This is a genomic window from Bradyrhizobium sp. MOS003 (assembly GCF_003020125.1).
GTDB lineage: Bacteria > Pseudomonadota > Alphaproteobacteria > Rhizobiales > Xanthobacteraceae > Bradyrhizobium.
In genome coordinates this window covers 891,940-912,998 of the sequence record NZ_PYFW01000002.1, presented here as the reverse complement: position 1 = coordinate 912,998, position 21,059 = coordinate 891,940, and the positions used below count along the sequence as shown (strand labels likewise).

Sequence of the window (21,059 nt, the reverse complement as noted above, 5' to 3'; positions counted from 1 at the left end):
CCTAGGTGTCTCCGTCCCCCGTCGCGGCCTTCAGAGCAAGGCCTGCGCGTTTTACATCTGACAAAGATGCGGTGCCGCTGGCCTCTCGAATACAGTCATTGACGTGCTCATAAAGATCTTCGATCAGTTTCTCGCCGATATTGGCCAGTTCAAGAAAATCGGACAGAACTTTGGCTGGAGCTCGCGCCATCCAACCGAATCGCTTGGCCGCCCCCTCTGGTAGGCCGAGTTCGGCGTCCTCAAAGCTTACAATGAATTCTTCGAGTGCCCGTCCATCCGTCTCTAGCCTATTCTTCAATCTGGAGTAGGTCTCCTTCCACTTGCCCACGGCTTCGGACGCCGCCCCTGGCAATAGGTCTGCAACGGCCGTAATCGCCGCATCAAGTCGGGTCATGTGCTGAGCAATTCCGTTGCCGCGCAAGCGCGACAACAAGGACTTGACCCGTCCCTCTAGTGTTGATGCTTCAATCCTGTAAACGTTGACCCACTTGTCTTTCCAGGCGGACGTTAATTCGTATGCCTGCTCCAAAATATCAGGCATGTTGCCCTCTTCCTGAGGCACTGCGTCTACCTTGCCTGTCGCTCTAATGCGTTCGATCGCGGCGATGACTTCGCTCGCATCGATAAGCCCGCTACTTCCCTCTCCAATTGACAAAGTGACTAGGCCTCTGAGCTCACTTCTGAGGCGATCATGCCATTTGTCCGTAGTGCTAAGCCAGTCTTGCCACGGTGCAGACCTCGACTTCGGGTCACTCGTTGGGTCCGGCTCATCGCTAAGGATTGCCCTTAGATGTTCAAGAGTTGATGCTTCAGGTGCGAGTGTTCCCCGTAGCCAGGCGCGTACCACAAGTACCTGTGCAATACTGACGATGGGTGACCAGCGCTCGCCAGGGGAGAACGTTGGAATACGCGACTCGATGTAAGAGACGATCAGCTTTTCGAAGCGCCGCATCATTCTTAATAGATTGCGACGATGGAAATCTGCCTCTTGCGCCGAGAGACCTCGATCAAGTTTGAGCGAAAGATAGCCTTCGAGGCCGTCCCTCACCCAAGGCTCCGCGTCGACGACGAGATACTGCCGGGATCCCGCCGTACTACCCTGTAGCTTAACCATATCCTGCGTCACGAGTCGTTCGAACAGATACGGTTGAATGCCAAACCTTCGCGAGTCTACATGTTGGAGTAGTTCGAACAAAATCTTGTTCCACGCACTTGGATTCTCAATTCCTTCGCCGCTCGACCAGTTTCGTAATTCGTGCTGATGTCTTTCGAGTTCCGTTCGAGTACTCGTTAAGCGCCTCGGCTTCGGAGGGGCGACGGAGGGACGAGGTCTCGCGGGTAATTGTGGACTACGAGTGAGGCCGGAGTCGATGTTGGGTTCGATCGTTTCATCCTCTTGTTCATCAGGTACAACAGGTGCGGGCTGCTCGTTGGGTGGGTCGAGCGGTTTGTAGGCGGCTTTCCCATTGTCTGCCGTCTCATCGCCAATCCAGGGTAAGGCAAAGGCTTCGAAGAGACGACGCTTTGCGCCGGCCAAAGCCAACTCTCCGTCCACTTCAATTGTATCGGCGCGAGCCGGGTTTCCCCAATACGCTAGAAACCGACGCATTCGAGCTTGTTCGCCGGCATCCTCGATCCTGTTTACAATAAGTCGGTCCAATCGGTTTGAAATTACTCTGTCCGAGCGCCGATCTTCCCGTATTGCGCTTCGCTCGATCAGGGGATCAGGAAAGCGGGATTCACTCAACGCTTCCGGTTGATTGAGATTGACGTTCAGGATTCCTTGGAGAATGCCTCGCGGTGTACGCCAGGTCTGTCCGTTATCATTTTCCTTCAAGCCATCGAAAAAGCGATCGAGGGCATGAGCGGTAAAGGGGAATAGCCCGATGCCGTCTTCGTCTCCGAACACTTGAAAGCACTGCTCCTTTCTCTCGCATCCCGTACAAGCGTTGGGCGGTGGCAAACTAGGTTTGCGTCGAAACTCGTCGCGCCACTGTTCCAAAGCTGACAGGCTAACGCGGACTGAAGCCAAGTAGCGCGCCATAAACACTCGTCGATTTCGAGGATCGCGGAGCGTCGCCACATCTTGAAGCCCGCCATTTGCTGTTCCCAACTTGATTTCGTGGGTGATGCGCTGCCGGATATTTCCTGGCAGTTTGTCATAGAAATCGGGAGTGACGCCAACGATCGAGATGATCGGGCAGATCGCCTTTTGACTGTCTCCTCCATGCGCCTCGGCGTTGTCGACAAGGACATCGAGTAGGCTGTCATCAAGGCCCTCCCAACTAGTGATGTCCTCCAATAGGAGGACCAGTCGTTGACCGCGACCTCCCAACGCCTCCCGGACGCTGCGGAAGAGTGTCTTGAGGCTGTCTGCCGAGACGCCCAGTACATTTCGAATCGCCTCATTGCGGCGGTCATTCAAAGCCTTGATCAGGGCAACGCTATTTGGCACAAACGTTGCCACTTCAATGGCCAGTTCATCGGCGCGCCACTGCTGCTCCCGGTACCGTTGGATTGTTTCGGCTTCTCGTTGCAGGCGGCTTACCAGTTGCTGAGAGCGATAGCTAAGTGCGCCGGCCGTGAGTCGATCGCATGCATTGGCTAGGTCCTCAATGTCGTAAAGGTCAAATGATGCGGTGGCGCTATTTCTCTCCCCTCCGGCGCCCTCCAGGAGATTAAGAATTCGGGACGGGCCCTTCCAAGTGCGTCGAATGACTGGATTGGCCAAGATATCGCCGGGCGCAAAATCCGCGCACCACTTCTCGTCCCCTATTGGTTTCTCAAAATGGGTTGGCTCCAGAGTTGCTGCGAGCGTGGCCGCAAACACGTTTGCTCGTCCTCCCAAGTTGGCCCTTTGTCGTTGACCGATATTGTCAAATAGCTTTCCGAACTCGGCCGGCAAGCGGTCCTTCAGTTGACGGAGAGCGCCTTCAAGGCTCCCGTCGGCGCGCCGAAGTAGAAGCTTAATATCAGTGTCGACCGACCAGTTGACGGAGAGCCAGCGCACCAAATGCGACTTGCCGGATCCAGGCTCGCCCTGGACTACACAAAATGCGTGTCGGCGATTGGGGTCCGCGAGAGCCTTAAGAATGGCATGCTCGTTGTCCCCATCGATCTCACCTGCATCTCGACCACCCCTGTCGAAACCTTGAATGGGCGTATGGGTTGCGAGGAAGATTGCATCCCCCCCTTCGAGTGCCTCAGTGACGAAAACAGACTTGGCTTGATCTCTAGTCCAACAGGCTGAAACAGGGCTATTCACGCGGCCTTCTCCTCCGCGTTCAATACGACGAGGCTGAAGTTCTGTATCTTGTGCGAGGCGTCTCCAGTCAGTTTCACTGCGTTTGTTGAGTCGCCTCGCGGACGCAATGTGATCGCGCCATCGTCGTGCAGATCCCACAGCGCAGCGCTTAGTACGGGAGACAAAGTGCTCGGCTTAAGCGAATGACTCATTCTATCGCAAGCCTGAAGAAAGAGGCGGCCCCCATCGAGATAGGGAGCGCAATTTGCTATGATCGATAGAAATTCCTGTCCTGCGACCTCTTCGCCAATTGGCAATCCGGCAAGCCGAATTTCCTTCAAAAGGCGGCGTACGGGGGACGGAAAGCTTGGATTTCCCGGAAGCGGGAGTGGCATCTCCAGTCCTATAAAGGTGAGCCATCGTCGCCATGGGGCAAGCTTTGTTTCATTCATTGGGCGACCATCCTCGTCCTCGCCAACGAGAGCAGAGTTCGCTTGATCGGCAAATGTTTTTCGGTCCAGTTCATAGATCCAGCTCAGGTTTCCGTGCCTATCACTCTCCACGGCCACCCAAGAATAGGCTTCCAATAGAACCGAGTTGGTGTCCTCGTCTGACAAATGCGTGAGGTGATGATGTAGATGATCAGCCAGTTGATCGACGGACCCAACGTCTACTCGAAGAAAAGCTTCAACGTTGTTGTATTCGACCAATCCTAGACTTGATGCTGCCCCGAGGGTGTCTCGTGCCAACTCTGCCTTGGTCTTCGTCATAACGCCGGCCTTATTGTAGCCGGGGTTGATTAAAGATTCGAATGTGGTGCGGTCTGTGCGTCCACCCAGCGCAGCGAGACCTGCGACCAGTGACCAGACTCTCTCGGGCGAGCCTTGTGGTCGGGCAAGTACACTCATTCAATTCAGCCTTTTGGTCAAAGTGTCGAGCATCTGTTCGTGTATCGGCGCGGACGTTGATAGCGTTTGATCCAGACGTCGTCCGCCCAGCATCCGGTGAGGTTCCGCAACAACAACAATCGGAATGTTGGGCGAAATGGAGCGGAATTCATTGAGCCGGCCAATCAGAAAGCTTGCCAATGCCGGGTCGTCTGGAAGCACGACAGCTGTGGGAACAGCTGCGAATTTCGTTTGTGACCCAATGTTTTCAGCCTCTAGGACCAACCCGAACTCCGAGCAAGCACAGAGCGTGCGTGCGGCTTGCAGAGCCAATTCGGACGACAAGATGAATTGCTCAGCTCCGGCATGTGATAGTCGCGTCAGGAGCTTCGGGAAATGCCGGCCTAATGCGGGGTCGTCCGGTGCGATGATGAGGATCTCTTTGGGAAGTGGTGAGACGCAATCAGGAGAAATAGGCCATGCGGTCTCGAGTCCAGTGCACGGCAGGATACCCGGCGGTCTATGCCCAATGGTCCGGCAGGCTTGACAGCGACCGCAGGGTGGGACTGCTGCTTCGGGCTCTATAAGTTCGAAGGCGGAACGGGCAATGCATTCTCGCTGCGGATTTAGCATCGCGCCTACAAATGGCTTCAGCGTTTCTCTCGCTGCAGCTTTCTCCTCCTCGCGAACTTCGAAGACGTGGTCCCAGGCGACGGGGTCTGTCGTACTGACAATTCTTCGATCCAATACCTCCAGATCCCAGGTCGATCCGGGTTGATCGCGAATGATCGAAACGGTTCGGACTCGAATGACGCCGGCGCGTTGCATCAAGGTGAGAAGAGCCATATTCCAGCCGCGGTTATAGTCTGTGAGCTGACGCGGGAGACCTTCGCGCAAGGAATTGAGATTCACGGACATGATTTCGTGTCCTGCTTCCCAATGCTTGCCTGTAGCCCCGAAGACCAGTGCAGACCAGCGGCTTTCGGCGAGTTCACGCGTGAGCCAGCCACTTGTCGCAAGTCCGAATGCTTGGGAGACATCGCTATCTCGGTCGCGAACTCCCTTTGTGAATAAGCATATTGCGGTGCCTTGCCCGCCATCCCGTGCGGCGCGACCGATCTCTTGGTACCAACGTGCCGCGCTTTCGGGCAAGCAGACATGAACGACCGATCGAACGTCCTGCTTGTCGATTCCTAGACCGAAGGCCGAGGTGGCTACGACTACGTCATAGTTGTCCGCAGCCCAGCCATCTATAATGGATTGACGTTCGGCGGGTGGGGTGTCGCCGGTAAAAACTGCGACGCGGGCATATCTAAGATCTTGGGTCAGGCGTGCGAAAAGCATGTTCGCGTGTGCGACCTGTGTCGTATAAACGATCGCTGGCCGCGGAATCCGGTCCAGGACGTACTCGAAAGCCTTGTCTCGGTCTGAGGGCCAATCAAACGATGCTACCACGACATCATGCTCATAGCGAGGCGTCCTAGCGTCCACTTCGAGCCATTCGCCGTTGAGCCTCCAGGTCTTGCAGATCACGTCGCGTGCCGTTGGCGGAATTGTTGCGGAAAGCAGGACAGTCCGTATGTTGGGATTGGCATTACGGAGCTCAACGAGCAATGCAGGAAGACGCTGAAAGTCTGGCCGGAAACTTCGGCCCCAACTTTCTATGATATGCGCCTCGTCCACGAATAAGTGCGTCAGCCTGGCATCGAGGCCGAACAACACAGAGTCTGGACGAGCAGCCTCGCAGAGGTGCGGCAATAACTCTGAGCTGAGAGCCTTCTCAGGCGAGAGCAGAAGGATGGGAATCTCGCCGCGTCTAAACGCGTCGATGATTAAATTCTTCTCCTGAACCGGCGTATCACCCGTGAGAGCCCGGCTTGCTTCAAGTCCGGGAAAGTTCCGAAGTGTGCGGGCGTGGTCGAGTGCGAGCGCAATGGTCGGTGTGATGACGAGCACACACGCCCCCGCGGCCCGACGCCGTTCGAACAGGGCAGCCAATTGGAATAGTAGGCTCTTACCTGATCCGGTCGGCATGCTGACCAGGAGTCCGCTGCCGGACGGCTGTGTCAAGAGCGCTCGCACCGCCGCCTTTTGGGCTTCGCTTTGGTACCTGATATGCGGCGTCAGCCTCAACAAAACGGCGTCGGCGACGGCGGGCTCGAAGACCCTTCTGTTGCTGGTGTCCAGTTCAAGTGCCTGCTCCAGACCTGCAACAATCTCTTGGTCTGGTATTAGACGAAGCGCATCATGGTTGCCTGTGAGCGCAAGTCCGAAGCGGGCGAGAAGACCAACCTCGTCAGACGTGAGTTCTATTCCGGACTCGCGGAGGCTGAGCCTGCCGTGTTGCAGTCGCACTAGTGAGCGCATCAGCGCAAGCCGGTCAGCCGAAGAGGTTGCTGCTTTGAGGGCTCTGTAGCAGCGGTCAATCGCTCGTATATGCCAGCTTAAACTATTCAAGCGCACTCAGCCTAATTTACGAAGGCAGTAGACGGGAGCGCGCTCCAGCAGAAAAGGTGAGTGCATTATTGAAACGTCACACCGAAGTCAGAAATGGCAATTTGTTCCCGATGACGCCTGCAGGCTGTCACAACCTGCGATCGCAAACAAGACCGACTAAATGTCCATTCGAACGTTCTTGCGCCCTACTCACAAGGCAAAGCACCCGCAACGCTTGCTGCGTCGCAATACGCGGGCGACGGTCGCAGACCAGCCGAGCTAGTTATACAGCTTGACTGCTCGTTTGAGCGCCTCAGCGGATAAGCCATGTTGTAGGCGGCTGATGAGGTCGTTTGTGGCGCGAAGGATTCCCTCTTCCGCAGGCGAACATGGGGTGCCTGGCTCCCACGAAAGATGGTCTCTGAACGCAACAATCTTCTGCAGCCTGATCAACTCATCCGCCTTGGCTTCAATGAAGGCATCAAGCTGAGCTTCGTATCTCCGTCGTTCTTGTTCTTTGAGGTAAGCCTGGTGAGTTTCCTCTCTCCGGCGCTTTTCGGCTTCCGCGGCAAGCCGGTTATGTCGCGCCGTTGCAGCGCCCGTCAGCATCGCGACCAGAACGTCCTCCAGGTGGGCCTCGAGTTTGCTCGCCTTTCTGTCGCTCCACCGAGCCAGCACGTAGTCGTCCTGCCATTGCGTTCTAAGCGGGTCCGTCAGGGTCAGCGACAACCGACCGGAGGGTTGATAGTCCCAGTTGCGCCAATGCCGTCGGTCGAGATTATACAGTGACGGCCATTTGCGGTGTTGTTCTTCCCAGTTTGCCTTAGCCTTGAGTTCGGCCAGGGTCGGCTGATGTGCTGTCTTCTCCTTTGTCTCGCCAAGCCGCAGTGACAGGGTTTCGCCATCAACGATCGCAACAAGCCCGGTGTCGGTCGCCTTAATCTGCTGGCCAGCAGCTTCCACGGCCTTTAGCAGCGTATCGACAATTAGCCAGGCCCGTTCGCGGTTGACCGCCCCTAGGGAGGCGACCAGAAGGCCCGGGCCACCAACCCGCAGAAAACCCTCATCATCTGGCCTTGCCGAACGGAGTGCCTGCCTGAGCGCTTTGGCAGTCGGGTGCAGGCGGGTGGGGCTCTCGTCCGGCACAACAATGGGGGTCGATATCCGCTCGTGAGCCCTTGCGGCAGCCTCTATGACTTCCTTAGGGGGAACCGGACGCACAAATACAGAGACGAGGACGCGGTCGGACACGCCCGGACTGGGCGGCAACAGAGGCGTCTTTTTAGCCGGCTTGCCAAAACTGAGCTTGGCCCAATAGCCGAGCGGCGGAGTGGGTACCTGATGGCGGACACAGGTTTTTCGCAAGCCGACGTCGGACAGCCCAAACTCCTTGGCGAGTTTCACGAGAGGGGTTGTCCAGACGAGGTCGTAAAGTTCTTGGCGGGTGAATTCCCTGGTTTTGGTCATTCCGAGTGGCGTTGGTCGGTCAATGGCCGATTTATGTCATAACAACGCATCAGTTAATCGAGATGCGGCGCAATTATCGAAGGCAGGACGCTGCCTCGATTGCTTGACTTGCCGTCTTGACACTCGTCCACAGGACCGACTTTCCTTTGAACTCGGGAATTACATCGAGATTGCTATTTCGGCCCGTACCATGCTGCGAGTCAGATCGAGGCTCGCTTTGATGGCATGCAAAACCCTTTTGCTCCAACGCCACCCTTAGGCGATCAATCGCCGGAAACCAAAACCTCGTCGCGCTTTGTGGTGTTCTATTAATTGCGAAGGGGATTCTCGTTGGCGTTCGGTATCGCAGAACATACTGGCTGTGTCCTGCTTTGTCGGTTGCGTAGACGGAACTCAACGCGGTTTCAATTTGACGACCTAAGGAACTTGGTTCCGGCATTGCCTACTCATAGCTGGAGAAGCGAGTTGCCTCCAATTCGTGTTGCCAACGTATGATTGAAAGCGAGTGGGTCTGTCCAGAATTTTTTAAACCATACGACGAAGGTGTGATGGTGCGACGCCTGGGTGTTCGTTTCAATAGATTCCGTATTGAGCTGATCGATGAAGCCTAGCGACATCTGACGGCGATCGTTCTCTATCGAGTGGCCTCCGGTATCGTAGAATGAGTCTATACATCCTATTCTACTGGTCGACTCAGCCGGCAGAAGGTTTAAGTTGTTCGGTAAGTTGGACAGCGGATTTGAGCGCCTCTGTAGACAGGCCATGCTGCAGTTGATTGATGAGATCATTCGCGACGAGAAACTGAAGATCGTGCTGGAAGGCGTGCACGCGCCGCGGGCGATTTCGTCGACGGCGCGGCGGCACGGGATATCGCGGTCGTTGCTGCTGACGTGGCGGCGGTTGTTCGCTGCGGGTAGTGACGGTCCCGAGACGCTGCCGGAAGATGTTGAGGCGCTGCAGGCGGCGTTGCTGGCAACGCGCGCCGAATTCGCAATCGTTCGCGCCCAACAGTCTGACGACCATGCGTTGATCGCCCACCTGAAGCAGCAGATCAAAAAGCTAAACCGTGATCGTCATGGCCCTCGCTCGGAACGTACCGCAAGGCCGCTGGATCAACTCGAACTGACGCTAGAGGAACTCGAGGCCTCAGCGACTGAGGACGTATTGGCTGCCGAGATGGCCGCGGCCAGGATCACGAACACCACGACCGTGGCGTCGTTCACCCGCCAGCGCCCATCCCGCAAACCATTGCCGGATCATCTGCCCCGCGAGCGCGTGATCGTATCCGGGCCGACCTGATGCGCCTGGTGCAGCGGTTCGCGGCTGCCAAGCTCGGCAAGGACATCACCGAGACACTGGAGGTGATCCCGAAATCCTGGAAGGTGGTCCAGCACGTCCGGGAGAGGTTCACCTGCCGTGACTGCGAGAAGATTAGCCAGGCGCCGCCGCCGTTCCACGTCATCGCCCGCGGCTGGCCGGCCCGAGCTTCCGGGCGATGGTGCTGTTCGAGAAGTTCGGCCAGCACCGGCCGCTGAACCGGCATGCCGAGCGCTAAGCCCGGGAAGGTGTGCCGGTCAGCCTGTCGACGCTTGCCGGCCAGGTCGGCGGTTGCACGCTCGCGCTGATGCCGCTGTTCAATCGCCTCGAAGTCCATGTGCTCGCCGCCGACCGCTTGCACGGCGTCGACACCACGGTGCCGGTTCTAGCCAAGGGCAAGACCTCGACTGGCCGGATCTGGGGCTATGTCCGGGACGACAAGCCGTTCGGCGGACAGGCGCCGCCCGGGGCTGTGTTCTACTACTCGCGCGATCGCGCTGGAGAGCATCCGCAGCCGCATCTGGCGAGCTACAGCGGGATCTTCCAAGCCGACGCCTATGGCGGCTATGGCAGACTTTACGAGGCCGGCCGCAATGTGGGTCCAATCCTGGAAGCCGCTTGCTGGGTCCACCGGCAACGACGTCGCCAAGGCGATGGATTACATGCTCAAGCGTTGAGCGCGTTCACCCGCTTCCTCGACGACGGCCGTATCTGTCTATCCAACAACCGGCAGAGGGCGCTGCGCGGCATCGCGCGCTCGGTAGGAAGTCCTCGCTGTTCTGCGGCTCCGACCGCGGCGGCGACCGCGCCGCGCTGATGTACAGCCTGATCGTCACCGCCAAGATGAATGACATCGACCTGCAAGCCTGGCTGACTGACGTTCTGGACCGCATCGCAGAGCATCCCGCCCACCGGCTCGACGAACTCCTTCCGTGGAATTGGCGGCGCGTCGATCAGGCCGCCTGAGTGGTCCTGCCGCGGTTCTCACCGAATGCTTACGAATAAACTATTTTGTGCGGATACAAAAACCCCCGCCACTGGGGCGGGGGTGCAGCATGGTGTGTATGTGCGCGCTTAAGCAGCCTCGGCCAGATCTGCTTGGTCAGGGACCTCGACGTCCGAAAGGCCGATCTTCTTGGACAGCAGATGCCGCGTCGCGCTGATGTTCTCCGTGGCGTTGTTGAAGGAATACCCCTTCACCTCGCCGGTGGTCTTATCGACCGACTGCTTCATCATGGCGTTGCGCCATTCCTCGTTCCACTCGTCGACCACCAATTCGCCGTCGGCGTCGAAATGGTGCTTCTTCGCAGCACGATAGTCGACCAACGACGGGCTCAACTGATTGAGCTTCATGAGGAGGGGGGATTCCTCATCCCATCCCGCCTGTTTGCCCATGACGTAACAGAGGCGCCCCAGGGCCTGGAGGAAGATCGCCTGAAAGAGGACGTTCTTCTCGTTCTGGCGCGACTTCTTGAGGTAATCGATGCGGTCACTGAGTTCGCCGTCGACCGAATCCGTCCAGATTGGTTCGAAGAGGTCGGTGACCTTGCGCCAGAAGGCATGGCAGAAGCCCTTGCGCTTTTCCACCGTCTCGCGCAACTGAAGATCAAGATTCTTCAGTGGCTTGTTGTCGTTGACGATACCCCAGCTATAGGCCTGAACGAGGGCCGAGAGCGTGAAGATCTTGGGGCTGGTGGACCCGATGGACTTGCTGTCTTCCTCGATCATGTCGGCGGACATCCAGTCCAGATCGTCGCGGAATGCGTGAAGGTCGACAATGATGGGCGAGAACTGCTCGTACTTGATCACGTCTTCTTTGCTAGCCTGCGAGTTGAGCGCATTGCCCTCAATGTAACAACGCTTCTCGGCGTCCTCGTTCAATCCCACCACCGTGCCGTTGGTCTCAACCTTGTGGGCATAGAGGACGAACGGCAGATCATTGTGGGACAGGAAGTGACGCACCCGTGCGAGCGCAGCCTCAGCTTCAGCCAACTCATTCTTCTCCTCCGCAGCCGATTGCGCCTTCTTCTCGATACGCTTGATCGCTTCCTTCAGGCGATTGATCTTGAGCACAAGTTCGCGTTCCATCGCGTGGAAGCCGACGATGCGCCCTTGGCCGTCAGCGATGTTGATGAAGCTTTCGCCCATGTCAGCCTTGGCCGTGAGCGTCCCGACGACGGTGTCTTCCGCCAATTTCATGTCGAACTTGGCCTTGGTGAAGGACGCCGGTAGGACGAACGACACCGAACCGAAGAAGCCTTCGTTCACGACCGCCCTATCAACGTTGTCCATCACGCGGTTGACGAACTTGATGAAGTTCACCGCGCGATCCGTCTTGAGGATCTTGTCGTTGTCGATCAGGTCCGAGGTCGTTTCCTTGCCCGGACCGGCCTTCCCCAGCGAGCGCTGCGCGTTGGGGTTAACAATCATCTCCTTAGCGCGAAGCAGATTCACGTGCTCGCTGGCCGGCATGGAGCCAGTAAATACCACCTTCCCGGCTTGCTTGCCGAGGAGCACGGTCTTGATAAGGGTTCCCATTGGAGTTATCCTCAAATTTCGCAGTCGGCTGATTTCCTAGGTCGTACCAACTGCAGGTAAGAAGCGAGGGGCCCTTGCGGGCCCCTCAACATCGGCTCATCCGACGTGTGATCTTGGTATAAAACGTGCGATCACGCGTTGTCAATCTGGTATTTTCGTCTAATTGTACGTTTCTTGCTGTGCTTCTGCTCGCGTGCTCGGTTCCCCGCGAGCAAACTTCTCCGGCACATTTCGGACGTCCGGTCTTGACGCGCATTGTGGGGCCCAAACAACCGATCGGCATGCTGGCGTACCTCGCTGGGCGCCAGGATAAGCGAAGTCGGTGCCGCGGATCAGGCCTTCTGCCATCGGCGCCGCTCGTCGTGGTAGGTTTGCAGCATGGCGGCAGCCATTCTCGCCTTGGCCACGCCCAGCAAGCTTCCGGCCACTATTGAAGGCGCCCTGTATGCCCGTGCTCATGCTCTGGCCGCCTATGGGCACGTGAACATGTGCCGCGTCGCCCGCGATGAAGGCGCGTCCTTGTGAAAACCGGTTCGCATAGAGGTGCGAGGTCTGGTAGCGAGCAAGGAAGATCGGATCCGTGAGTTCGTAGGCGGAGCCCGTCAGGTCTGTGGGTAGCGATCTCCTCCAAGGTTGGCTGCTCGGTCGTCGACTTGGCGGCACCGAGTTGACTGGATGCTTCCTGGGCACCCTCGCAGGATGTCGATCTGGTTGAGCAGGGCTATGATCTGGCCATGCGGATCGGGCCTTCGCCAGATAGGATGTCGCACGTAGCCTGATGGGCAATCCGCTCGCGCTGTGCGCTAGCCCGGGCTATCTGGCCGAACATGGCCAAGCCGCCACTGAATGCGAGGCTTTTCATAGGAAACCCGCGTTCCGCCTCCGCCGTCACACTGCCCCGCGGAAAGACGCTGCGCATGGTCACGGCAGCGCCACGACTGCTGTCGATCGACCCTGCAGTTATCAAGCTTTCGGCCGATGCGGGTGCAGGGATCGGGCAGGTCCCCCGTATCCTGGCCCAGGATGAATTGGCCAACGGGTCGCTGGTCGAGGTTCTGCCTGAATGGGTTGTGGACGAGGTCGATATCGATCGTTTATCCGGTTGGGCGAACCCTGCCTCCACGTGTCGGTGTGTTCATTGATTTCCTGCAGAATGCGCTTCGCCGAAAGGGTTAGTTCGAGCTAGGCCCAATTCCACCCGAGGGCTATCGAGCTGCCCCAAAAGCTGCGCGAGTAGGTTTTCGGGGTTTTCGGCTCGGTCTGCGAGAGATCCTGGCCCAGCAGTCGAGCAAGTTTCTTTCGAGATTCTCTCCCTCCGCCACCCGGCAAAAACGATCTCGTACTTGGAGCTGCAGACAGGCCAGAGACTCGGCCGTTTTCCTGCTTTTTCGCGGGCGGAGAACTCCCAGCGGTTGTAGAACAACGGCCTGAATGAAGCCGGAGAACCGAATTTTCTCCGAATCTTTGAACCCGCAAAATCGGTCTAGTACGGCATTTCTCAGAAAATCAACGGCTTGGCTGTGGGGCGGTTTGAATCCGTCTCGCTCAAGCATGAAGCGCTGAATCTAGCTCTACAGCCTGTGGTCGAAGCGCAAGACAGCCCTGCTTCTGTCCAATGATGGTCTCAGCGCAACTGGGCGCCCACATTTGTGCTTGCTTCCGCACACTCCGAGAGGCCATTCCTTCAGAATTAGATACTGCCCCGCCAGAAAAACGCACATTTCTGCACGAAGCGACCGGGGAAGCACGATGCTAAGCTGCAGGATCAAGCCAAGCAGATCAGCGGCGTAAGCCGGCATATGAGGATCCCCTGCGATTTCACGTTTGTATAACTGCGCGTCTTTGGAGGCAGGCAGGATGACGAGGGCGTCGCGCGTGCACTCTGCACAGCATGATCTCCGCTAACCCTAAAGTTGATATGGTGCACGTTCGAAAGCGCAGCTATCAGCCACAGACATACCAGCGAGCGGGGGGTTGATTGGTGTTGATTGAGTAGGAAGCGACTCCGCAAACGGCCAACGACGCCCGCTCGCTTCGTGGCGCAACAGCATGGTGTCCAGATCTATTGTTGCAGTAGGGTCTGTGTTGATTCGAGCTGAATTTGAACTCGCGGGTTTTCGGAAGCCAAATGACAACACTGAGAATAAAAGACTTCTCCTGCGTTGATGAGGCAGAGCTGCATCTCTCGCAATTGACTATCCTGATTGGGCCGCAAGCAACCGGCAAGAGTGTTATCACGAAGCTGGTCTATTTCTTCTACGACATCTTAGACAGGCAGTTTCGGGCCCTGGAAGATGAGGAGGACCTCGAAAGTTTTCGAATGACGCTGTCTGCCGATTTCAAGAAGTGGTTTCCGCCGAGTGCTTGGGGAGGGAAGAAGTTCGAAATCTCATTCACAGCGGGGGCCTTCTTTGTAAAGGTGACGAGAGTTGGCGGGCGCAAGAAAAGCATGGATACGGAAAGCGTCCGTGTCGTCTTTTCACCGTGGTTCGAGCGCCAATACGCTGCTACGCTAAAATCCTACCAGGAGCGCCGCAGCGCACGGTCAAATCGAAATAGATCTCCAGCGATCCTCGATGATTTTTGGAGAGTGCGTGAGGCAGCAACCAAGGCGTTAGAACAAGAGCTTGGAAAAGAATACGTTGGCTGGCAATTGTTCGTGCCAGCAGGACGTTCTTTCTTCACAAGCGTGGGTAAGGCAATCGCCGCATTCGAGTATAGCGGCATGCTGGACCCTTTGACTGTCAAGTTCGGGCGGTTTTTCGCGGCGATACGTGACCATCGGCGCGGGAGATTTGCGCGAGCGCGGCCTCCAGATGAGGCTACGCAGCGCAACCGAAACGAGATGATGAAGAAGTTGTTCGGTGGCAACATCACTTTCAAGAGCGAGCAAGAATACGTCGAGTCGGACGATGGACGAAAGATACCTTTCGCTTCACTCTCCTCGGGCCAGCAAGAGCTCTTGCCCCTTTGGCTCTCTCTTGAGTACTCCCAGGAAGCGGGCGAGAAGAACATCGTTTATATTGAAGAGCCTGAGGCGCATCTCTTCCCGACGGCGCAAAGCCAAATCGTTGAGTTCTTGGCCAGCGTCATTTCAGAGTCGGAGACTAAGATGGTGGTCACAACGCACAGTCCGTATGTGTTGAGCCAAATAAACATACTACTAAAGGCGACCGCATTGGCGCAGGACAAGCCAGAGCAGCTGGCACGTATTGCCGCCGTGGTAAATCCGAGAAGTTGGCTGAGACGGTCATCAACGGTCGCGTATGCCATCGTAGGGAGGCGCTTACGTCGGATAACCGACGAAGAAGGGCTGCTCGATGGCGACTATTTGGATGAAGTTTCGGGACATCTTGCGCGCGAATTTTCGCAGCTAGTGGAGATTGAACTTTCCGATGACAAGTGAATGCACTGAAAAGATGCGTGTCTCAAAAATTGTAGTGGGAGAAAACAGGGCCAAGGCTTCATTCCGGAACGATGAACGAAGGTGGTTTTGGGTCACCAAGGTAGACGGCTGTCTTTGTCATAATGAAACTGCCGCTGATTTCGTCATCGAAAAGCAAGACCAAGGCGTTGTTGTGGTCGAACTGAAGGGAAAGGATGTGCCGCACGGCGTCGAGCAGGTGCGTGCGACCGCCAAGTTCTGGAAAGACAAAAATCCTGAGACTAAGCGGATCGCCGGACTTGTAGTTGCGCGCCAACACCCGAGGCATTCGACTTCTATTCAGCGGCACGTCAGGGAGTTCGCGCGCACCTTTCGCGGGCCGCTCCATGTTGTTTCGAGCAAGAGAGAATTCGTGTTCGAGAACGTTCAAAGCTTTGATGGGCCGTGATCGTTGTGGGGGAAGGTACTGGTGGCCTGCCGTGTGCGTGCTACGCCCAGAATTGCCTTTGCTCACCAATCTTCGATGTGCCGTTCAAGACAGGCTTTTCGCCTTGCAGAGACGTCGGGAAACTAGCAATCCGAAGGGATAATCTAGTCCCATGTGCGCCTGCAAAGCGGGAGTGAGCGGAGTACTCCAGACGCTGCTATGCTCCTGAGGGCGGGCGCTGATTAGCTTTGAACGAAAGTTCCAAGCGAGGGGGCGGCTACTATGGTTTGGGCGCGGGTAGCGGTTTTTCAACGTGAGCACCGCCATCTCGACGCTATTTCGATGTCGCGCGAGGAATTTCAGTCTTCTCCACATGACGGTCGAACATGCGGCGTCAGGTTAATGGAGAGCCTGTCCTGAGAGCGGACTCACGAAGGCGGCGGGCCCGAAAAGGGCGCCGCTATACTTCTGCCGGCAAAGCGGCATCGCCATTCGAGTATTAGTTGCTCTCCTCGCAGGTGAGGAAGAGCGTCAGGGAGCAAGGATCATATTGAGCGTTAGTGCTTGGAAGCGCCAGTCGGTGTTCAAAGAGTACAAAGGCATGATACAAAGGGGCACAAAGTCGAGCGGAAAAACCTCAGTTTAGCAGTAGTTTGAAGCGCCGTGCAGTTCCCACCCCACTGCACCGCTCGCCGCCTCCAGTTCGCGTCGTCGCCCGTAACCAGGCTTTTCGACCATTTAGATTTTATACAGAGCGGTTTGAGAAACACGGGGATTCCCATTTTGCATGGCTCGCGTGCATTTGTGTCCCCAGATATCCTTAAGCGAGAATCAGGCGACAGCCGTACAGCAGCATGTAGTCGCTCGACCAACTCCTTCGATGGCCCCTGTGCAGTACTGACCGCTTAAGAGCCTCGACGCGAGGCCAACCTTCATCGAGCCGCTATGAACATTCCGCCACAAGAATGGTTTGAGATGCGAGATATCCGGCGCCGCCGCGTCTCGAATGCGGTGTGGATACCGCTTCGATTGGCTTACACAGCGCCACTTCCCTTTCCAGCTGGGCCGGAGGCGGGAATCATCTCCGGTGAAGACTTGTATTTTGCAAACTCGGTAGCGTTTCCAGATGCGGCCAGAGCAAATGCCGAAGAACTCGGTTGGATGGACATTGGGATAAGCTTCAGTGGTGGGCCCTACGCCTTCAAGGAAAGTTACAAGCCCTGCGAAGTCTATCAGTATAACGATCAGCAAGACCTCGGCGTAAGCTTTGTCTTCGCGCAGCACGTGGGCGGCGGTCACGATCCGATTTTACATCTTAGCCAAGATCTAGTCATGGCACTCGGGCTGATACGGGAGGATACAACCTGGATCAGACCTGAAGAGGGATACGTTGAGGTTGTGCGAGAGCAACACGATCCCGATGGCCGGATGGTTGGATATTTGATTAGAAGCGATTTTCTCCGCGACTATTTGGCGGCGCGGAGGCTCTCCCTGCGTCTCGCCGTGTATAGGCAGCGGAGCGCCGTATTGCAGGACGCTTCTTATCTCACTTGGCTAAAGTCAGGGCTCACTGAAAGCCATCCGCATGACCGGTTTGAGGCCCGCGCCTTCGAGACGGGACTGGATGGTGATCGTCTCGGCACCGTCGGCGTGTTTGAGGTGTGGCGCACGGACGTCGACGAGGGAGAGGAGGTGCCTATCTTTCCTCGGGAGACCGACGACAATACAGGCAGCCGCTCATATTCGTTCGAGAGGAAGGGTGAGGCGGCGGTACGGGTCATGGGCGAGCTATGGCGAGAGGAGTGGATAGAGCCCGCCCCTCGCAGCATTCGGGTTCGTGGAGACGATCCCGAGACCGACCTAGACTTTATCGTAGACGGCGGTGGAGGACGCTTGCCCTCTAAGAAGCTGAACTATGAAGACGTTGGTCGGTACCTATGGTTCAATCCTCGCGTCGTCGCCGAACTGACCAGCCTGCGCGCCTCGGGCTTGGAATGGTATACTGAGGACACGGGCTCAGTGTGGTGCTCACCGGACTACCGCGTACATTTTGGTGTCAATCAACTCGGGTCGGTCAACGTATATGCCTACGATGTTGCCCGACTTCCGCAATGGCAACAACGGATTTGGGCAGGACAAAATGCTTCGCCGGACGGTGGCGTTTCGGCCGAGTTGTTGGCGTCACAAATGCGCGCTCGGCCGGCAAACACCATTGCTCCCGAATCTCGATTGATTGCGACGATGGCTGATCTTGACGAAGATTTTAGTCAGCAGTTTGGCAATCCCATCTTCCATCATCATGATTCTGCCGAGGCTATTGCAGATAGAGTTCACAGATTCCGGGCTGTTGATGAGCAGGGCCTCTTAGCGTTGGCCAAAGACATAGCCCGTTTGACAGCGGATCGGCTCGACCTAAGCGCGCTTCATCAGGCTTTTGGCAAACCGGGCGAAAGACTGGGGTCTCTGAAGACGCTTGAATGGGGGCTTGGGAAAATCGTCTCCAAAGAGCAAGCCCGGAAGCTCCTGACCACCCTAGTTGGCGTCTACGAGCTTCGTCTCGGCGACGCTCATCTACCACCTACTGAAATCGCTACAGCCTATTCAATGGCGGGTGTCGATAGGGCTCTGGGCTTGATTGAACAGGGAAAGGCGATGATCAGCAACGCTGCGGTAGCCCTCGAGGATATTCGGATGGCGCTCCGCTCTGCGACCATTCGCTGAATGTGGACCCGTCAGCCCACAATCGATCCATTTGAGCAACCCGTGCCATCCCAACCGGCACAAGCCCTGAGAATCCGTAGGCTGATCTTACGGCTAAAGTACGAAGAATGAAGAACGACGAGAAAGAGGGCAATGTCCAAGTCTAAAGTGAACGCTGTAAATGTTCGTACCACCCCTTTGAGCAGCTTGAAACGAAAAGGGAAGGTCATCGCGAGCCCGATGAGTGGCTTGAACATGCAGTTTTCCTCCTGGATCAATGATGCCATTCCAGAAGTGCTTTGGTCGTTGTTGGCAATTACCGGGCTATCGCGAGAGAACGCCCTGAGTAGCTTTCGTAGGATACTAGTAAACGTTCGGCAGAATAAGAGCGCCTTAGACACTCGACGTCTAGAACACTCTCGGCTGGCCGAGTTAGAACAACCTGTTTTTAATGCGCTCTTTGCAGATGAATGCGCGAACTCAGATTTCGCGACGGCCTTATCGCCACTTCTGTTGCTTCCAAGTCTGCCCGACAGAAAGCACTGGGAGACGCTGTTGCCAGCACCCGACGTCGCTTCGTGGAGCCGCTTGGCCGAAACCGTAGCCCGAACGTTCGATCATCAGTCGCAGGAAGCAACAGATTGTAGATGGCTGAAGATCACCACGGTTGCGGCATTGGGAAAGCTCCATATGCCAGTTGCGATGTCTGAAAGGGCGAGAGAATACGATGAGTATCCCAATCGGGGAGATATGAAATCTGTTCGGCCGTCGATACGCGCGCTCGAGATGAGCCTTCGCCCCGGCGTCGGAGATGAAAAGCGAACGTCATGGATGGACGAATTTTGGTCAGAGTGCTGGGATAGTACGGACTGTTTGATGGCCAACCCAGATGATGAGGCCACGCGAGCGGACCATCGCGCATTCTTTGAACAGGTCAAAAGCCTGTACGAGGCCGTGGTTGATCACTTCCTAATGACGATTGAGCAAACTGGCATCGACGCGAAGCATGACGCTTGCTTTGGGCTGGTTTGCTATATCTTGCAGCTCCTTTTCTTTTGTCTGAAATCGACCGTTGGGCAAGCGTTGCCGGGACGAATTGCGCTCCGATCGGCGGTCGAGTGCTATATTACTTTAGCGTACCTCGTGCACCACGATAGCGAGACGGTTTGGTTGCAATATCGAAACTATGGAGCGGGTCAATCCAAGCTCGCATTTTTGAAGCGAATTGACCAAGACGAGGTGCCCTCATTCATCAGCACCGAATTGCTCGAAGAGCTCGCCAATCAAGATGCTTGGATGGAATTTCAAGACATTAAGCTAGGTGCTTGGGCTGACAAGAACCTGCGAAGCATGGCCCAAGAAGCAGGCGAGAAGGCCTTCTATGATAGATATTATGACGCATTGTCCGGGTACGTTCATGGAAATTGGTCGGCCATCAGTCATTCCGGATTTGGGCTCTGCTTGAACCCGTTGCACAGATTCCATCGCATCCCGCTTCCTCCGCGCCTGCTAATCGACGATGCCGTGCCGGACCTGATAAAAATTGGCAACCTTTCCGTCGATAAATTAGCCCACATGTACCCGCCTTTTAAACCTCGCCTAAGGCGGAACGAGCCGTAAGACGGAGCGCGAACCTTGCATGCCCGAACATCCAAAGTACTCTAGGTTTGACTTGTCGCCGGCTGCTAGTGTGGCTTATGCGAGATTTTCAAGGCATCATACCGAGTTAAAATGACCTCTATTGGTCCTTCGTTCCTGCCTACCATTTTGTGCGGTATTCAACGAAGAGTAATCCTCCAACGACACAAACCGCCGCGGCGTTGTTCTTGTCGGGGCCGGATGCCCGACGGCCGCCAACATTCGTCGGAGAATGGCGCCATTCTGTTGGTGAGTTTGCAAACTGGACGCGATTGGGAATGGCGTTGTCAGCAGCGTCGTACCTTGAAATCTACATGCGCGAAGTCATATTACTCGCTCTTACCTCTGATCCGTTTGTCGTTTACGGGCTTCCGCACCAGTTAGACGGAGTCGTCCTACTAAAGGCCGGAAAGGTTCTGAGCTTTGAAGCGGAGGTGACCGCCTGTTGTCGAGGGCAATGGCCTTCTAGGATTGCAAAGTTCAAGCGGCTCTTTGGTGCTGTTCCGAGTGCATGGGAATCCCTAGTCTCCGATCTGGAGGAGCTACGTAAGCTTCGCAATGCAGTTGGTCATGCGTTTGGGCGTGACTTGCGTGGCCAGCTCGCGCTATTGCGCGGTCTTGAAATCCCGGCGCAGCGGTTGAGCGAAGAGCGTTTGAAGAAGTGGCTTTCGATTATTGATCTTACCGCAACGGCAATTGATGCGTACTTAGTCGCGAATCATATAGGCGCCTTCGAGTACTTCTTACTTTATCACGACAGGCGGAGTGACCTGAGCAAGGGGAGGCTTGGGAAGAAAGCTGCGGCTCCGGCTCTCAGTTCGCTCTTTGCGAGCGAATGGAATCGGCGTGTTCCAAGGTCGTACTGCCAATCGATAATCGCCCACTATGATGCTTGTTAATTGTGACAAGCTTAGCCGTTCGACTATCCTCCTGTATCGCAGGCTTCTGACTTGAGCGTGGTAGCAGGGAGTGGTAGCAATCGACGGGCAGCAAGGCCGATTTGTTCTTGATTTTCAGTGC

General features: G+C 56.2%; 12 protein-coding genes and 1 pseudogene. 7 read left to right on the top strand and 6 right to left on the bottom strand.

Annotation, left to right across the window (positions count from 1 at the left end):
- Position 1: 1 nt before the first annotated feature.
- The 4 genes from C7G42_RS14760 to C7G42_RS14745 form a co-directional block, all read right to left on the bottom strand.
- Complete coding sequence (locus C7G42_RS14760) at positions 2-3,265, bottom strand: hypothetical protein (protein WP_143842372.1); 3,264 nt, start codon at positions 3,263-3,265, stop codon at positions 2-4.
- Positions 3,262-4,152, bottom strand: a complete 891-nt coding sequence (locus C7G42_RS34810) for a hypothetical protein (RefSeq protein WP_143842371.1) — start codon at positions 4,150-4,152, stop codon at positions 3,262-3,264. The genes C7G42_RS14760 and C7G42_RS34810 overlap by 4 nt, the downstream gene beginning before the upstream one ends.
- Positions 4,153-6,498, bottom strand: a complete 2,346-nt coding sequence (locus tag C7G42_RS14750) for a DEAD/DEAH box helicase (RefSeq protein WP_106949636.1) — start codon at positions 6,496-6,498, stop codon at positions 4,153-4,155.
- Positions 6,499-6,846: 348 nt separating this feature from the next.
- Positions 6,847-8,034: a hypothetical protein gene (locus C7G42_RS14745; RefSeq protein ID WP_106949635.1), complete on the bottom strand. Its 1,188-nt coding sequence runs from the start codon at positions 8,032-8,034 to the stop codon at positions 6,847-6,849.
- Positions 8,035-8,796: 762 nt separating this feature from the next.
- On the opposite strand from C7G42_RS14745, the pseudogene tnpC reads away from it, so the two are divergent.
- A pseudogene (tnpC, locus tag C7G42_RS14740) lies at positions 8,797-10,317 on the top strand (IS66 family transposase).
- 108 nt (positions 10,318-10,425) lie between these two features.
- On the opposite strand, the gene C7G42_RS14735 reads toward tnpC, so the two are convergent.
- On the bottom strand, positions 10,426-11,889 hold the full coding sequence (locus C7G42_RS14735) for a DNA sulfur modification protein DndB (RefSeq protein WP_106949634.1): 1,464 nt from the start codon (positions 11,887-11,889) through the stop codon (positions 10,426-10,428).
- Between the two features lie 159 nt (positions 11,890-12,048).
- Positions 12,049-12,552, bottom strand: coding sequence for an FAD-dependent monooxygenase (locus C7G42_RS14730; protein ID WP_245427729.1), 504 nt, complete (start codon positions 12,550-12,552; stop codon positions 12,049-12,051).
- A 164-nt stretch (positions 12,553-12,716) separates the two neighbouring features.
- Between C7G42_RS14730 and C7G42_RS34805 the strand changes: the two genes are divergently transcribed.
- From C7G42_RS34805 to C7G42_RS14695, 6 genes are all read left to right on the top strand, one after another.
- Entirely contained in the window at positions 12,717-13,031 is a 315-nt protein-coding gene (locus tag C7G42_RS34805; protein ID WP_147250256.1) for a type 2 periplasmic-binding domain-containing protein, read from the top strand.
- Between the two features lie 986 nt (positions 13,032-14,017).
- Positions 14,018-15,295 (top strand): AAA family ATPase, encoded by a 1,278-nt coding sequence (locus C7G42_RS14720; protein WP_106949632.1) that lies wholly within the window; start codon positions 14,018-14,020, stop codon positions 15,293-15,295.
- On the top strand, positions 15,285-15,722 hold the full coding sequence (locus tag C7G42_RS34800; RefSeq protein ID WP_147250255.1) for a hypothetical protein: 438 nt from the start codon (positions 15,285-15,287) through the stop codon (positions 15,720-15,722). The genes C7G42_RS14720 and C7G42_RS34800 overlap by 11 nt, the downstream gene beginning before the upstream one ends.
- A gap of 924 nt (positions 15,723-16,646) precedes the next feature.
- Positions 16,647-18,422, top strand: coding sequence for a hypothetical protein (locus C7G42_RS14710; protein ID WP_147250254.1), 1,776 nt, complete (start codon positions 16,647-16,649; stop codon positions 18,420-18,422).
- Between the two features lie 132 nt (positions 18,423-18,554).
- Complete coding sequence (locus C7G42_RS34795) at positions 18,555-20,021, top strand: DUF5677 domain-containing protein (protein ID WP_147250253.1); 1,467 nt, start codon at positions 18,555-18,557, stop codon at positions 20,019-20,021.
- Positions 20,022-20,317: 296 nt separating this feature from the next.
- Positions 20,318-20,938 (top strand): hypothetical protein, encoded by a 621-nt coding sequence (locus C7G42_RS14695; RefSeq protein ID WP_106949627.1) that lies wholly within the window; start codon positions 20,318-20,320, stop codon positions 20,936-20,938.
- Positions 20,939-21,059 lie beyond the last annotated feature (121 nt).

What these genes read in the sequence shown, in the direction of transcription:
- C7G42_RS34805 (WP_147250256.1), top strand. Translation starts at nt 12,717, where the DNA reads ATGGCCAAGCCGCCACTGAATGCGAGGCTTTTCATAGGAAACCCGCGT.
- C7G42_RS34795 (WP_147250253.1), top strand. Translation starts at nt 18,555, where the DNA reads ATGTCCAAGTCTAAAGTGAACGCTGTAAATGTTCGTACCACCCCTTTG.
- C7G42_RS34800 (WP_147250255.1), top strand. Translation starts at nt 15,285, where the DNA reads ATGACAAGTGAATGCACTGAAAAGATGCGTGTCTCAAAAATTGTAGTG.
- C7G42_RS34810 (WP_143842371.1), bottom strand. Translation starts at nt 4,152, where the DNA reads ATGAGTGTACTTGCCCGACCACAAGGCTCGCCCGAGAGAGTCTGGTCA.
- C7G42_RS14710 (WP_147250254.1), top strand. Translation starts at nt 16,647, where the DNA reads ATGAACATTCCGCCACAAGAATGGTTTGAGATGCGAGATATCCGGCGC.
- C7G42_RS14745 (WP_106949635.1), bottom strand. Translation starts at nt 8,034, where the DNA reads ATGACCAAAACCAGGGAATTCACCCGCCAAGAACTTTACGACCTCGTC.
- C7G42_RS14695 (WP_106949627.1), top strand. Translation starts at nt 20,318, where the DNA reads ATGGCGTTGTCAGCAGCGTCGTACCTTGAAATCTACATGCGCGAAGTC.
- C7G42_RS14735 (WP_106949634.1), bottom strand. Translation starts at nt 11,889, where the DNA reads ATGGGAACCCTTATCAAGACCGTGCTCCTCGGCAAGCAAGCCGGGAAG.
- C7G42_RS14720 (WP_106949632.1), top strand. Translation starts at nt 14,018, where the DNA reads ATGACAACACTGAGAATAAAAGACTTCTCCTGCGTTGATGAGGCAGAG.
- C7G42_RS14750 (WP_106949636.1), bottom strand. Translation starts at nt 6,498, where the DNA reads ATGCGCTCACTAGTGCGACTGCAACACGGCAGGCTCAGCCTCCGCGAG.